Annotated in this window: 13 protein-coding genes and 1 riboswitch; of the genes, 6 read left to right on the forward strand and 7 right to left on the reverse strand. The window is 77.4% G+C overall.

Annotated features, from left to right (window positions below):
* Positions 1-90: 90 nt before the first annotated feature.
* Positions 91-1,233, reverse strand: coding sequence for an arabinan endo-1,5-alpha-L-arabinosidase (locus ACRYR7_RS19360; protein ID WP_432573750.1), 1,143 nt, complete (start codon positions 1,231-1,233; stop codon positions 91-93).
* A 216-nt stretch (positions 1,234-1,449) separates the two neighbouring features.
* Here ACRYR7_RS19360 and ACRYR7_RS19365 point away from each other — a divergent pair, with 216 nt between their 5' ends.
* Positions 1,450-2,601: a cell wall-binding repeat-containing protein gene (locus tag ACRYR7_RS19365; RefSeq protein ID WP_432573751.1), complete on the forward strand. Its 1,152-nt coding sequence runs from the start codon at positions 1,450-1,452 to the stop codon at positions 2,599-2,601.
* Between the two features lie 22 nt (positions 2,602-2,623).
* Here ACRYR7_RS19365 and ACRYR7_RS19370 read toward each other — a convergent pair whose 3' ends face one another.
* Together ACRYR7_RS19370 and ACRYR7_RS19375 are read right to left on the reverse strand one after the other, a co-directional pair.
* The gene (locus ACRYR7_RS19370) at positions 2,624-4,207 is read right to left on the reverse strand and encodes a cryptochrome/photolyase family protein (RefSeq protein WP_432573752.1); all 1,584 of its coding nucleotides are present in this window, start codon (positions 4,205-4,207) and stop codon (positions 2,624-2,626) included.
* Positions 4,204-5,019 (reverse strand): MBL fold metallo-hydrolase, encoded by an 816-nt coding sequence (locus ACRYR7_RS19375; RefSeq protein WP_432573753.1) that lies wholly within the window; start codon positions 5,017-5,019, stop codon positions 4,204-4,206. Before ACRYR7_RS19375 ends, ACRYR7_RS19370 begins: the two co-directional genes overlap by 4 nt.
* Positions 5,020-5,096: 77 nt before the next feature.
* Here ACRYR7_RS19375 and ACRYR7_RS19380 point away from each other — a divergent pair, with 77 nt between their 5' ends.
* Genes ACRYR7_RS19380 through ACRYR7_RS19390 form a run of 3 tightly spaced genes read left to right on the forward strand, consistent with a single transcriptional unit; the run spans position 5,097 to position 6,985 of the window.
* The gene (locus ACRYR7_RS19380) at positions 5,097-5,648 is read left to right on the forward strand and encodes a hypothetical protein (protein ID WP_432573754.1); all 552 of its coding nucleotides are present in this window, start codon (positions 5,097-5,099) and stop codon (positions 5,646-5,648) included.
* 9 nt (positions 5,649-5,657) lie between these two features.
* A complete protein-coding gene (locus ACRYR7_RS19385; protein ID WP_432573755.1) occupies positions 5,658-6,104 on the forward strand; it encodes a DUF2243 domain-containing protein in 447 nt (148 codons plus the stop codon).
* Entirely contained in the window at positions 6,101-6,985 is an 885-nt protein-coding gene (locus ACRYR7_RS19390) for a cytochrome c oxidase assembly protein (protein WP_432573756.1), read from the forward strand. Before ACRYR7_RS19385 ends, ACRYR7_RS19390 begins: the two co-directional genes overlap by 4 nt.
* Here ACRYR7_RS19390 and ACRYR7_RS19395 read toward each other — a convergent pair.
* The 4 genes from ACRYR7_RS19395 to gcvP all read right to left on the reverse strand — a co-directional run bounded on the left by ACRYR7_RS19395 (position 6,930) and on the right by gcvP (position 11,924).
* Positions 6,930-8,027: an SPFH domain-containing protein gene (locus tag ACRYR7_RS19395; protein ID WP_432573757.1), complete on the reverse strand. Its 1,098-nt coding sequence runs from the start codon at positions 8,025-8,027 to the stop codon at positions 6,930-6,932. The genes ACRYR7_RS19390 and ACRYR7_RS19395 overlap by 56 nt on opposite strands.
* Positions 8,027-8,521: an NfeD family protein gene (locus ACRYR7_RS19400; RefSeq protein WP_432573760.1), complete on the reverse strand. Its 495-nt coding sequence runs from the start codon at positions 8,519-8,521 to the stop codon at positions 8,027-8,029. Before ACRYR7_RS19400 ends, ACRYR7_RS19395 begins: the two co-directional genes overlap by 1 nt.
* A 73-nt stretch (positions 8,522-8,594) precedes the next feature.
* On the reverse strand, positions 8,595-9,005 hold the full coding sequence (locus ACRYR7_RS19405) for a nitroreductase/quinone reductase family protein (RefSeq protein ID WP_432573761.1): 411 nt from the start codon (positions 9,003-9,005) through the stop codon (positions 8,595-8,597).
* A 135-nt stretch (positions 9,006-9,140) separates the two neighbouring features.
* Positions 9,141-11,924, reverse strand: coding sequence for an aminomethyl-transferring glycine dehydrogenase (gene gcvP, locus ACRYR7_RS19410; protein WP_432573762.1), 2,784 nt, complete (start codon positions 11,922-11,924; stop codon positions 9,141-9,143).
* A gap of 182 nt (positions 11,925-12,106) precedes the next feature.
* Positions 12,107-12,197, reverse strand: a riboswitch (glycine riboswitch).
* A 97-nt stretch (positions 12,198-12,294) separates the two neighbouring features.
* On the opposite strand from gcvP, the gene ACRYR7_RS19415 reads away from it, so the two are divergent.
* Positions 12,295-13,050 carry a ParA family protein gene (locus ACRYR7_RS19415; RefSeq protein WP_432573758.1) on the forward strand — a complete coding sequence of 252 codons (756 nt, stop codon included), beginning with the start codon at positions 12,295-12,297 and terminating at the stop codon, positions 13,048-13,050.
* A gap of 217 nt (positions 13,051-13,267) precedes the next feature.
* Positions 13,268-14,014, forward strand: coding sequence for an SMI1/KNR4 family protein (locus ACRYR7_RS19420; protein WP_432573759.1), 747 nt, complete (start codon positions 13,268-13,270; stop codon positions 14,012-14,014).
* Positions 14,015-14,134 lie beyond the last annotated feature (120 nt).

Consider the following 14,134-nt stretch of genomic DNA (forward strand, 5'->3'; position numbering starts at 1 on the left):
GGGTGGGGGGGGTGCTGCGGGCGCTGGTGTGGGGGGGGTGTTCGGGGGGGGGTGGCGGCCCGGGCGCGGGGGCGCCCGGCCCGGGGGTGCTCACGCCGGCGGGGCGCCGTCGCCGGGGCCGTAGCCGAAGGTCGGCCAGCCGTCGCGCCACTGCACCTCGCGGATCTGCATGCGGATCGTGCCGCCGGTGTCCGCGTCGTAGTAGTGGTGCACCGCGTAGGTGCGCCCGCGCTCCTGGAGCACGTCCAGGGCGCCGGTGCCGACCTGGTTGCCGCGCCGGTCGAGCAGCAGCGTGCCGCCGCCGTCGGTCATGGCCCTGCCCTCGCGGTCCACGAAAGGCCCGGTGGGGCTCGTGGAGCGGCCCACGACCGTCTTGTAGGTGCTGTTCACGCCCTGGCAGCAGGAGTCCCAGGAGACCGTGAGGTACCAGTACCCGCCGTGCTGGAAGACCTGCGGGTTCTCGATCGCGTTCGGCGGGTCGACGGGGTTGCTGGCCAGGTCCAGGACCGGGCCCACGGGCCGGGTCATGCCCCGCAGCTCCTGCACCTTCACGCCGGTCCAGAAGGAGCCGAAGGCGATGTACCACTTCCCGCGGGCGGAGAAGACCTGCGGGTCGATGGCGTTGTGGTCGTCAGCGGTCGTCGAGCGCAGCACGGGGCCGTGGTCGACCCAGCTGTCCAGGTCGCCCGGCGTGCGGCTGGTGGCCACCCCGATCGCGGAGTCGTTCGTCCCGAACGAGGACGCGGCGTAGTACAGGTAGAACGTGCCGGCGCGCTCGACGACGTGCGGGGCCCACAGGTGCCCCACGCCGTACGCCCTCGTCCACTCCGGCAGCGCGATGGCGCCCACGGACTCCCACGGGCCGGCCAGCGAGCCGGTGGAGCGGCGCACGAAGATGCCGCCGGGGTCCTGAGGGTTCGCGATGCCGGTGGAGAACACGTAGTAGGTGCCGCGGTCGCTGAACAGCGTGGGGTCGTGCACGGGGTCGTCGACCACGCCGGGCACGTGGTCGCCGACGTCGCCGGTCATCGTCAGCTTGCCGCCGGGCGCCGAGGGCCACGGTCCGGCGGCCTGCGCGGGCGCGGTGCCGGTCAGCACGCACAGGGCCGCGGCGCCGATCGTCACGGACGCGCGGCGCCGGCGGCGGCGGTCCTGCGGGGCGGGGGTGCCGGGGGTGCCGGGGGTGCCGAGGGTGCGCGGTGGTGCCCAGGGGCTGCGCATCGGTCGGGGCACGGGTCTCCTCCTGCTCGTCGTCGAGCGCACCCGAGCGGGTGCCGGTCCGAGCATGCCGTTCTCTACAACGTTGCACAAGCTCCGCGGCCCGACGCGCCGCGCACCGGGGGCACCGGGGGCACCGGGAAATCCCTGCACCACCGCCCGCGGCGGTGCCACGCTCCCCCGGCCGCCGCGCCACCGCGGGCGGTGCACCCACGTCCCGGGGGGGATCCCTTGTCCGAGCACCACCCGTCCCAGCAGCGCTCGTCCCGGCAGCGCTCCCGCGCGCGGCACCGCGCGCGCCGCCGCGGCGCCGCCGCCCCGCTCACCGGCGGCCTGCTCGCCGCCGCGCTGCTCACCGGCACCGCGGCGGCACCGGCCGCGGCCGCGCCCGAGATCGGCTACGAGACCCTCACGCCCCGCTGCTCACCGGCGCTGCCGGTGCCGCACCCGGGGTGCGCCGAGGGCCGCACCTACCGCGGCGCGCCGCTGCCCAGCGGCACCCCGGGCTCCTTCGGCCAGCTCGCCGGCCCGGACCGGTTCGCCACGGCCGCGGCGGTGGCGCGCGAGGGCTTCCCCGAGGCCGACGTCGCCGTGCTCGTCAGCGGGGAGGACGCGCACCTCGTGGACGCGCTGTCGGCCGCGCCGCTGGCCCGCAGCCTGGCCGCGCCCCTGCTGCTGGCCACCCGCGACGCGGTCCCGGCAGCCACGTCCGCGTACCTGGGCGAGCGCGGCGTGCGCTCGGTGCTGCTCGTCGGCGGCGCCGACGCCCTGGGCGAGCTGACCGCCAAGCGGCTGCGCGCGCTCGGCGTCGAGCACGTGGCCCGCGTCGCCGGTGCGGACCGCTACGCCACCTCGCGGGCGCTCGCCGAGCTGATGCCGCGCGCCGAGCACGCCTGGGCCGCCTCCGGCGAGCAGGCCCACCTGGTCGACGCGCTCGCCGCCGCCGGGCCGGCCGCCGGGCTGGGCCAGCCGCTGGTGGTGCTGCCCGACGACCCGGCCGTGGCCGAGCAGGCGGCGCGGACCCTGAGCGCGCTGGGCGTGCGGGAGACCACCGTGGCCGGCGGCGACGAGGGGGTCGCCGACGAGGCGGCCCTGCGGATGCCCGGCGCGGAGCGCGTCTTCGCCGCCGACCGCTACGGCACCGCCGGCGCGCTGGCCTCGGCGGGCGTCGGGCGGGGCCTGCCCGCCGGGCAGTTCACGGTGGCCCCGGGCGCCGAGCGCCACCTCGTGGACGGCCTGGCCGCGGGCACCCTGGGGCGCGCGGTGGTCCTGGGCGAGGACCTCGGGGCGGCCCGGCGCGAGGTGGCGGTGTGGTTCGGCTCGGCGCCGGTGGTGCGGATGACCACCGTCGGGGCGGTGCGTCTGCAGGACGCGCTGCCCTGACGGCCCGCGGGCGGGGCGCGGCTCACGGCGGGGCGGCGCCTCGCGCGCGCTCCTGCGCCAGCACCGCGTCCAGGTCGCCGAGCCGGTCCAGCCCGCGCAGCGCCTGGCGCAGCCGCGGGTTGGCGGCCAGCCGCTCCCGCTGCGCGTGCAGGAACGCCCAGTACCCGGCGGTGTACGGGCAGGCGCGCTCGCCCACGCGCACCGCCGGGTCGTAGCGGCACCCGCCGCAGAGGTCGCTCATGCGGTCCACGTACGCCCCGCCGGAGGTGTACGGCTTGGTGGCCACCACCCCGCCGTCGGCGTGCTGGGACACGCCCACCACGTTCGTGGTCATCACCCACTCGTGGCCGTCCACGAAGGCGCGCCGGAACCAGTCGGCCAGCTCCGCGGGCCGGTACCGGCGCTGCAGCGCCCACCCGCCCAGCACCATCAGCCGCGGCACGTGGTGCACCCAACCCTCCTCGCGCACCCCGCGCAGCACGTGCGCCAGGCAGTTCGCTCCCACCGCGCCGTCGTCCAGGTCGGCGAACCAGCGCGGCAGCGGCTCGTGGGCCCGTAGGGCGTTGCTCTCGCGGTAACCCGGCCCCAGGTGCCAGTGCAGGTGCCAATTCCACGAGCGCCACCCCACGACCTGGCGCACGAACCCCTCCACCGACGCCACCCGCAGCCGCCGGGCGCGGCCGTGCTCCTCCGCGCGCCGGGCCACCTCCAGCGGGTCGAGCAGGCCGAGGTTCTGCGGCACCGACAGCAGCGAGTGCGCCATCCACGGCTGCTGCGACAGGACCGCGTCCTCGTGCGCGCCGAACGCCTCCAGCCGGTGCTGCAGGAAGTGCTCCAGGGCCGCCAGCGCCTCGGCGCGGGTGACGGCGAAGCGGCGCGGGCCGTCCTCGCCCAGGAAGCGCACGCCCTGCCGCTGGAGGCGGTCCAGGTCCTCGCGCACCTGCGCGTCGACGTCGTCCTCCACCGGCCACCACGGGTCGGGCACCTCCAGCCGGCCCGAGCGCGGCGGCGGCTCGCGGTTGGCGGCGTCGTGGTTCCACGAGCCCCCCACCGGGCCGCCGCGGCCGTCGAGCAGCAGGCCGTGGTGGCGGCGCACGTCGCGGTAGAAGTCCTCCATGAGCAGCCGGCCGCGCGCGCGGTGGCGCACCCAGTGCCCGAACTGCTCCTCGGAGACGACGAAGCCGCGCGAGGCCAGCACCCGCACCTCGGCGCGCTCGCCCGCCGCCCCGGCCGCCGCCAGGCGCCGCACGAGGCGGCGCGCGCCCCAGGAGGTGGGGTCGCACGCGCTGACCGGCTCGCCCACCTGCGCCAGCGCCTCGCCGTAGGTGCCCGCGCGCAGCACCACCGCCCGCTCCCCCAGCTCGGCGGCGCGGTGGCGCAGCGCCGAGAGCACCAGGTGCGCCTTGCGGCGGTGCACCGGCGCGCGGCGGAGGACGTCGGTGGACTCCACCAGCAGCACCGGCTGCTCGGGCCGGTCCAGGAAGTGCGGGCCGAGCTGGTCGGCGAACAGCCAGCGCCGGGTGCCCGGGGAGCGCTCGGGCAGCCCCGGCGGCTCCGCCGGGGCGCCGGCTCCCGGGGCGCCGGCTCCCGGTGCGCCGGTGCTCACCGGGGCGCGAACACGGCCGTCTCGCCGCGCGCCACGTAGCGCACCACCGCGCCCAGGCCGCGCCGCTCGACCTCCTCGCGGAAGTGCGACAGCGGGGAGCAGAAGACGCCGTAGTCGTCGACGTGGACGGGCACCGCGCGGGCCGGTTCGACGACCTGCAGCAGGTCGGCGCCCTGCACCCCGTCCATCGTCACCACCAGCCCGCCGGGCAGGGTGGTGCCGCCCAGGTGCAGGACGGCCAGGTCCACGTGCGGGTGGCGCATCGGGATCTCGCGCAGCTCCGGCACGTTGAGGGTGTCGCCGGAGACGTAGAGCGTGAACGCCGTCGCTCCCCCCACCGGCCCGAACTCCCACACGCTGCCCATCACCGGCGGCAGCAGGCGCTGCCACGGCTCGGGGGCGTGCCGCGCCGGCGCGGCGGTGACGCGCACCTGCACGTCGCCGCGGCGCAGCGTGCGCGACTGCCACACGCCCAGGCCGGTGACGTCGGTGAAGCCGTCGCGCCCGGCCAGGCGGCGCCGGGCGTGGGGGGTGGTGAGGATCGGCACGTCGTGCGGCAGCCCGCGGCGGGCCACCCGGTCGAAGTGGTCGCCGTGCAGGTGCGAGAGGACCACCGCGTCCAGCTCGGGCAGCTCCTCCACCCGCAGCGCGGGGTCGGTCAGCCGCTTGGAGACCAGCCCCTTGCCCAGCCAGGCGTACTGGCCGCGGTGCAGGAAGTTCGGGTCCGTCAGCAGCGTCAGCCCGCCGTAGCGCACGAGGGTCGTCGCGGTGCCGACGAAGGTCAGGGACAGCTGCCGGTCGCTGGGGTCCACGCCGGTCCCCTACCCCGCGCCGGGGAGGGCAACCGCCGCGGGGGTTGCCCGGTGCCGCGAGCGGGTAGTGCAGGGACGTGGAAGAGCACCGCACCCCCCCGGCCGACCGGCAGCGCCTCCTGGCGATCTACCTCAACGACCACTACGCCGGCGCCACCGCCGGCCGTGCCCGGTTCGCGCGCGCCGCGCGCAGCCACCGCGGCAGCGACGCCGGCGAGGCGCTGGCGCGCCTGGCCCGCGAGGTCGCCGAGGACAAGGACACCCTGCTGCGCACCATGCGCTCCCTGGGGGTGGAGCCCGACCGCCGCCTGCAGGCCCTGGGGCGCGCCGCGGAGGCGGCGGGGGCGCTGAAGAGCAACGGCAGGCTGCTGCGCCGCTCCCCGCTGAGCTCGGTCGTCGAGCTGGAGCTGCTGCACCTGGGGGTGCTGGGCAAGGGTGCGGTGTGGCGGGCGCTGCGCGAGCTGGCGATGACGGACGAGCGGCTGGACGCGGAGGAGCTGCAGGAGCTCGCCCACCGCGCCGACCGGCAGGCCGCCGAGCTGGAGGTGCTGCGCCGCAGCGCCGTCGTCGAGGCGCTGGGCCCCGGGCACCGCTCCGGCCCCACGGCCGTGCCGCCGCGCGCGGGCTGAGGACCGGCGGTGACGCGCAGGTCCCTGCTGGCCGGTGTGCTCTCGGGGGTGGGCCTGGCGGCCTTCGTCGACGAGGCCGTCTTCCACCAGCTGCTGCACTGGCACCACTTCTACGACCGCTCCACCCTCGAGGTGGGCCTGTTCTCCGACGGGCTCTTCCACGCCGGCGGCTGGATCGCCACCGTGGCCGGGCTGTTCCTCTTCGCCGACCTGCAGCGGCGCCGGGCCGCCTCCCGGCCGCACCTGCTGGGCGGGCTGCTGCTGGGCTGGGGGGTGTTCCAGCTCTACGACGGGCTGGTGCAGCACAAGGTGCTGGGCCTGCACCAGGTGCGCTACGGCGTGGAGCTGCTGCCGTACGACCTGGCCTGGAACCTCGCCGGCGCGCTGGGCGCCGTGGCCGGGGCCGCGGTGCTGGTCCGCGCGCGGCGCCGCGCCCGGGGGTCGGCGCGCGGGTGAGCGCGCAGGTGGGCACGGGGGTGGACGCCGGGGTGGACGCGGTGCTGCTGGTCCTGGCGGTGCTGGTGCCGGGCGCCTACCTGGCGGGCGAGCAGCGGCTGCACCGGCGCGGGGACCGCTGGCCGGTGCGGCGCACCGCGGCGGCCCTGGGCGCCGGGGCCGCGCTGGCGGCGGCGGGCCTGGCGCCCGCGCTGGCGCCCGGGGTGCTGCCGGCCGGCGGTTTCCGCGCCCACGTGGTGGTGCACCTGCTGGCCACGATGCTGGCGCCGCTGCTGCTGGCGCTGGCCGCGCCGGTGACCCTGGCGCTGCGGGCCCTGCCGCTGCGGGCCCGGCGCGCGCTGCTGGGCGCGGTGCGCGGGCGCTGGTCGCGGGTGGTGACGTGGGCGCCGGTGGTGCTGGCGCTGGAGGCGGGCGGGCTGGCCGCGTTCTACCTCACGCCCCTGTTCGCCCTGGCCCACGAGCGCCCCTGGCTCGGGGCGCTGGTGCACGCGCACACGGCGGCGGCCGCGTACCTGTTCAGCGCGGTGGTGGCCGGCGCGGACCCGCTGCCGCACCGGCCGGGGGTGGCGGCGCGGGCGGTGCTGCTGGTGGTCGCGGCGGCCGTGCACGACGTGGTGGCCAAGCTGCTGTGGGCGCGCGGCGTGCCCGCCGCGCCCGGCCACGGCGGGCACGCGGGCGGCACCGCGGACGTGCGCGCCGGCGCGGAGCTGCTGCACTACGGCGGCACGCTCGTGGAGGTCGCCACCGCGGTGGCGCTGTTCGGCGGCTGGTACGCGCGCGAGGGGCGCCGGCTGCGCCGCGAGCGCGAGAGCGTCGGCGCGGGCCTCAGCGCTGCGCGGCGGGCGGGTCCTGCGCCGGCAGCGGGTCCCCGGGGCCGTTGAGGGTGCGGGTGGCGCCCTCGGCGGCCGCGCTGGCCCCGGCCGCCTCCGCGCGGGCGCGGTGCAGCGCCTCGGAGGGGTCCTCCAGCACCGGCTCCTCGAAGTCCGGGACGTGGTGGTGCTCCTCGCCGTCGCGGGCGCGGCGGGCGGGACCGCCGCCGTCGGCGCCGCCGTGGGCCTCGAACATCGAGCCGAAGCCCTTCAGGGCGTCACCGAGCTCGCTGGGCACGATCCACAGCTTGTTGGCGTCGCCGCGCGCGATCTGCGGCAGCGTCTGCAGGTACTGGTAGGCCAGCAGCTTGGGGTCCGGGTCGCCGCGGTGGATGGCGTCGAACACCTGCGTGATGGCGCGCGCCTCGCCCTGCGCGCGCAGGATCGCCGCCTGCGCGGAACCCTCGGCGCGCAGGATGGAGGACTGCTTCTCGCCCTCGGCGGTGAGGATCTGCGACTGCTTCAGGCCCTCGGCGTTGAGGATCGCCGCGCGCCGGTCGCGCTCGGCGCGCATCTGCTTCTCCATGGAGTCCTGCACGCTGGCCGGCGGGTCGATCGCCTTGAGCTCCACGCGGTTCACGCGGATGCCCCAGCGGCCGGTGGCGTCGTCCAGCACCCCGCGCAGCTGACCGTTGATCTGGTCGCGGCTGGTGAGGGTCTGCTCCAGGTCCAGCGAGCCCACGACGTTGCGCAGGGTGGTGACGGTGAGCTGCTCGATCGCCTGGATGTAGTTGGCGATCTCGTACGTGGCCGCCTTGGGGTCGGTCGGCTGGTAGTAGATGACGGTGTCGATGCTCACGACGAGGTTGTCGGAGGTGATGACCGTCTGCGGCGGGAAGGAGACCACCTGCTCGCGCAGGTCGACGGTGGCGCGCACCTTGTCGATGAACGGCACGAGGAAGTGCAGCCCGGCGTCCAGGGTGCGCGAGTACCGGCCCAGCCGCTCCACGATGACGGCGGTGGCCTGCGGCACGATCCGGATGGTGCGGGCGATGACGATCGCCACGAACAGGACGACCAGGAGCAGGACGACGAGCGTCACGACGGTGTCCATCAGGGCGTGCCCTCCTCGGGGTGCGGCGCAGCGGGCGCCGGCGGCGCGACGGGCCCGACCACGGCGGTGGCCCCGTCGATGGCGGTGACGACGACGTCCTCACCGGCGGTGAACGTCCGGTCGGGGGTGGTGCGCGCCGACCACGTCTCCCCCGCGAGCTTGACCAGCCCGCCGCGGGCGGTGACGTCGCTGAGCACCAGGGCGCTGCGGCCCACCAGGGCCGGGGCGTTGGTCGTGCCCACGGGGGGCATCGTCAGCCGTCGCAGCAGCACCGGCCGGATGGTGCCGATGAGCAGCCCGGCGACGGCGGCGGCGACCAGCACCTGCCCCACGAACCCCAGCCCGAGCGCGTCGGCGGCCGCGCCGGCGAGGGCTCCCCCGGCGAGCATGGCGAAGACGAGGTCGATCGCCGTGATCTCCAGGATGCCCAGGACGAGCGCGGCGGCGATCCACAGCAGCCAGCTCTGCTCCAGCAGCGACTCCAGGAACCCCATCGTGATCACCCCCTGCGGCGATCCTAGGCCGCGGGGGTCGCGGCGCGGGCGCGGCCACGCCGCGCGGGGGGCCTCAGCCCGCGCGCTCCAGCAGCAGCACGGGGATCTGCCGGGGCGCGGCGCTGACCTCGTACTCGGCGAAACCGGGCATGAGGGCCTTCTGCTTCTCCCACACCGCCGCGCGCTCCTCGCCGGCGAGCTCGCGCACCCGCACCGGGAAGGTCTCGGTGCCGACCTCGACGGTCGTCTCGGGGTGGGCGAGGAGGTTGTGGTACCAGTCCGGGTGCGTGGGGGCCCCGCCGCGGGAGGCGAAGACGGCGTACGCGCCGTCGACGTCCTGGTAGACCATCGGGCTGACCCGCTCGGTGCCGCTCCTGCGGCCCACGTGGTGCACCAGGACCATCGGGGCGCCCTCGAAGCGGCCCCCCACGCGCCCGGCGTTGGCCCGGAACTCCTCGACGACCGCGGCGTTCCAGCGGTCCACCTGCGCCTTGACCTCGGCGGGGTCCTGCGTCGCCTCGCTCACCGCTGCCTCCGGGTCGCGGCCCGGGCGGTCCGGGCGGCACCCCCAGGGTGCCGCCCGGACCGGACCGCGGTCCAGACCCCCGGCGCGACCGGCTCAGCCCTCGGCGAGGTCCTCCAGCGGCGGGCAGGAGCACACGAGGTTGCGGTCCCCGGCGGCGCCGTCGATGCGGCGCACCGGGGGCCAGTACTTCGTGCGCGGGTCCAGACCGCCGGGGTAGACGGCCTCGGCGCGGGTGTACGGGTGGTCCCACTCGCCGGTCAGGGCGGCGGCGGTGTGCGGGGCGTGGCGCAGCGGGGAGTCCTCCACCGCCCAGCGGCCCTCGGCGACCTCGCGCACCTCGGCGGCGATGGCGAGCAGCGCGTCGCAGAAGCGGTCGACCTCGGCGAGGTCCTCGCTCTCGGTGGGCTCGACCATGAGGGTGCCGGCGACGGGGAAGGACATCGTCGGCGCGTGGAAGCCGTGGTCGATGAGCCGCTTGGCGACGTCCTCCACCGTCACGCCGGTGGCCTTGGTCATGGGGCGCAGGTCGAGGATGCACTCGTGCGCCACCAGCCCGCCCGGGCCGCGGTAGAGCACCGGGAACGCCTCCGACAGCCGCGCGGCGACGTGGTTGGCGCTGAGCACCGCCTGCACGGTCGCCGCGCGCAGGCCCTCGGCGCCCATGAGGCGCACGTACGCCCACGAGATCGGCAGGATCCCCGCCGAGCCGAACGGCGCGGAGGAGACCATGCCGACGCCCTCGGGGTCGGCCTCGGGCGAGGTGGCCGGCAGGAACGGGGCCAGGTGCGCGCGCACCGCGACCGGGCCCACGCCCGGGCCGCCGCCGCCGTGCGGGATGCAGAACGTCTTGTGCAGGTTCAGGTGCGAGACGTCCGCGCCGAACCGGCCGGGGCGGGCCAGGCCGACCAGGGCGTTGAGGTTCGCGCCGTCGACGTACACCTGCCCGCCGGCGTCGTGCACCAGGGCGCACACCTCGCGGATGGAGGCCTCGTACACCCCGTGCGTGGAGGGGTAGGTCACCATGATGGCGGCGAGGTCGTCGGCGTGCTCGGACACCTTGCGGCGCAGGTCGTCCAGGTCGACGTTGCCGTCCGCGTCGCAGGCCACCACGACCACCCGCAGGCCCGCCATGACGGCGCTGGCGGCGTTGGTGCCGTGCGCGGAGCTGGGGATCAGGCACACCGTGCGGTGCGCCTCGCCGCGGGAGCGGTGGTGGGCGCGGATCGCCAGCAGGCCGGCGAACTCGCCCTGCGAGCCGGCGTTGGGCTGCAGGGACACCGCGTCGTAGCCGGTGACCTCCGCCAGCCAGCGCTCCAGGTCGGCGACCATCGCCGCGGTGCCGGCGAGCTGGTCGGCGGGCGCGTACGGGTGCAGGTCGGCGAACTCCGGCCACGACACCGGCTCCAGCTCGGTGGTGGCGTTGAGCTTCATCGTGCACGAGCCCAGCGGGATCATGCCGCGGTCCAGGGCGTAGTCGGCGTCGGAGAGGCGGCGCAGGTAGCGCAGCATCGAGGTTTCGGAGCGGTGCTGCGAGAAGACCGGGTGCTGCAGGTACGCGCTGGTGCGCAGCAGCGCGGCGGGCAGGGCGTGCCCGGGCGCGTCCCGCACGGGCTCCAGGCCGAAGCCGGCCAGCGCGGCGGCCACGTGCTCGGCCGACGTGGTCTCGTCGCAGGTCAGGCCGACGTGGTCCTCGTCGACCAGGCGCAGGTTCACCCCGGCCTCCAGCGCGGCGGCCACCACCCGCCGGGCGCGGCCGGGCACGCGGGCCAGGACGGTGTCGAAGAACTCCTCGTGCACGACCTCCACGCCGCCGGCGCGCAGGCCCTCGGCCACCCGGGCCGCGGTGGCGGCGACCTGCGCGGCGATCGAGCGCAGGCCCTCGGGGCCGTGGTGCACCGCGTAGCAGCCGGCCATCACGGCCAGCAGGACCTGGGCGGTGCAGATGTTGCTGGTGGCCCGGTCGCGGCGGATGTGCTGCTCGCGCGTCTGCAGGGCCAGGCGGTAGGCGGGCGCGCCGTCGGCGTCCCTGGAGACGCCCACGAGGCGGCCGGGCAGGTTGCGCTCCAGGCCCTTGCGCACCGCCATGTACGCCGCGTGCGGGCCGCCGGCGAACATCGGCACCCCGAAGCGCTGGGAGGAGCCCACGGCGACGTCGACGCCGAACTCGCCGGGGGCGCGCAGCAGCGCCAGCGCCAGCAGGTCCGCCGCGGCCACCGCCACCGCCCCGCGCTCCTTGGCGGCGGCGACGACGCCGGCCAGGTCGCGCACCCGGCCGGAGGTGCCGGGGTACTGCACGAGCAGGCCGAACGGCGCGCGCTCGCCCAGCGCGGCCAGCGGGTCGGCGGCGTCGAGGTCCACCTCGACCAGCTCGATGCCCAGCGGCACCGCGCGGGTGCGCAGCACCGCCAGCGTCTGCGGCAGGACGTCGGCGTCGACGGCGAACACCGCGCCGGCGGGCGCCCTGGAGGCGCGGCGGGCCAGCGTCATCGCCTCGGCGGCGGCGGTGCCCTCGTCGAGCAGGGAGGCGTTGGCCACGTCCAGGCCGGTCAGGTCGGCCACGGCGGTCTGGAAGTTCAGCAGCGCCTCCAGCCGGCCCTGGGAGATCTCCGGCTGGTACGGCGTGTAGGCGGTGTACCAGGCCGGGTCCTCCAGCACGTTGCGCCGCACCACGGCCGGGGTGCGGGTGCCGTGGTAGCCCAGGCCGATCATCGAGGGCACCACGCGGTTGCGCGAGGCCAGCTCGCGCAGGGCCGCGCTCACGGAGGCCTCGTCGAGGGCCGGCGGTAGGTCGAGGGCGCCGGGCTGCTCCAGGATGCCCGCGGGCACGGCGCGCTCGACGAGCTCCTGCAGGGAGGACAGGCCCACGGTGGCCAGCATCCGGGCGGCCTGCCCGGCGTCGGGGCCGATGTGCCGCGCGCTGAACGGCAGCGGCGCCGCGGCGTGCAGGTCGGGGGCCTGGTGGGCGGGGGCGGGCACGGTGGTGGTCACGGTCGCTCCGGGGTCGCGGCGGTCAGGACGCCCCCGTCTGTCGGCACGCAGCACGGCGCCTCCAGAGCGGCCTGTCCCCCGCGGTCCTTCCGCCTGAGAGGTTCCGGGGATGTTGCCCCTTCGGCGCCCCGGCCGGACCGGGGTCTCTCCCGCGCGGGATGCGCAGCCAGCTTCCGGTGCCACTGTAGGCCATCGCCGCGCTCCCGCCCCGGCTGCGCCGCGGGCCTCGCGCCCGTGCGCCCACCGGTATCCTCGCGCGGTGATCACCCTGGCCGTCTGCAGCGCGAAGGGCGGCGTGGGCAAGACGTCGGTGGTCCTGGGCCTGGCCTCCTCCGCCCTGCACCGTTCCGTCAGCACCCTCGTCGTCGACCTCGACCCCCAGGCCGACGCCACGTCCGGGCTGGACGTGACCGCGCAGCGCTCCCACGACGTGGCCGCGGTGCTGCGCACCCCCAAGCGCCGGGTGGCCGAGTCGGCGGTGGCGCCCAGCGGGTGGGTGGACGACCACCCCGGCATGCTCGACGTGGTCACCGGCTCGGCGGCCTCGGCCGGCCTGGACGCCCCCGACCCCGCCGACGTGGACCTGGAGGCGCTGCGCCGCGCGCTGCGCAAGCTGGACGACCACCAGCTGGCCCTGCTGGACTGCCCGCCCTCGCTGGGCGGGCTGACCCGCTCGGCCTGGCGCGCCAGCGACGCCGTCCTCGTCGTCTCCGACGCCAGCCGGTTCTCCGTGGCCGCGGTGGGCCGCACCCTCGACGAGATCGACGCGCTGCGCGGCGGCCCGCGGGTGGCCGGGGTCCTCGTCAACCGCTTCTCCCCCCGCTCCGGCGAGCAGCGCTTCCGCCTGGAGGAGCTGCGGGCGCTGTTCGGCGACCTCGTGCTGGAGCCGCTGCCGGACCGGGTGGCCGTGCCGCAGTCGCAGGGGGCGGGCAAGCCGCTGCACGCGCTGCGCGCCGCGACCGCGCGCCGGGTGGCCGAGCAGTTCGACCGGGTGCTGGACCTCGTGCTGGCCTGAGGTCCCCCGGCGGCGCCCGGTGCGCGCGCAGATCGCGCACCACCACGTCTGGTCACAGCGCGTGACGTGGGGGAAACTATGGAGAACCTCACGGTGCGCTCCCGGGTCGGCGTGCGCACGGGGCCGGCACGACCTACCTTTCGCACACGGTGCGCCCCGGTCCACCGGGCGCGCCGCCCAGCACCACCCCGCCCCCGGGCGGGTCCTAGGAGGTTCCGTGACGCCGAACACCCCCGTCGACCGGCCGCGCCTGGTGCGCGCCGCCCGCTCCGGCCCCGCGCTGAGCGGCCCGGGCGCCGCGGCGCACCCCGCGCCCGCGGCCCCCGCGGCCCCCGCCTCCCCCGCCGTCCTGCGCCGCCCCGCCGGCCCCCTGCGCAGCGCGACCGGCGCCTCCGCCGAGGTCACCCGCGTGCTGCAGGTCGTGGACGTCCTGCGCTCGCGCTGGGCCCGCGTCGGCGCGGACATCGCCACCCGGCTGCGCCCCGGCGCCGAGGACGCCGCGCTGGACGCGGTCGAGCGCCGGCTGGGCCTGGTGCTGCCGCCCGCCGCCCGCGCCTGGTGGCGCTGCGTCGACGGCGTCGAGCCGGTGCGCAGCCGCTACCGCACCAGCGCCCCCACCGTCGGGCCCGGCGGGTGGGTGCCGCTGGGCCTGGAGGACGCCGTGCGCCGCGCCACCGGCCAGGGGCCCGGCCCGGGCACCCCGCCCGGGCTGCTGCCGCTGTTCGCCCGCGACGAGGAGCTGGTGGCCGTGCGGCTGGGCTCCCCCTCCGCGCAGGTCGAGCTCGTCGTCCTCGACGACGACGGGGAGGGCTGGCAGCACGGCTGGCGCGTGCCGCTGGAGCTGCTGCTGTCGACCTGGGCCGACGCCCTGCTGGCGGCGGTGCAGTGGCTGCCCGACGCCCACGACTGGGTGGTGGACCCCTTCGCCCGCCAGGCCCTGCCCAACGCGCACCTGCTCGACTGAGCCCGCGGCTACCGCGCCGCCCCGCACGCACGACGGCGGGGGCGGCCGGGGGCGGGGGGGCGGCGGGGTGGGTGGTGGGGGGGGGGGCCTCCTGCGCCTCCGGGGGCCTCAGCCCCCACC

This window comes from Kineococcus gurbantunggutensis, from assembly GCF_050871925.1.
In the GTDB taxonomy this organism is placed as follows: domain Bacteria; phylum Actinomycetota; class Actinomycetes; order Actinomycetales; family Kineococcaceae; genus Kineococcus.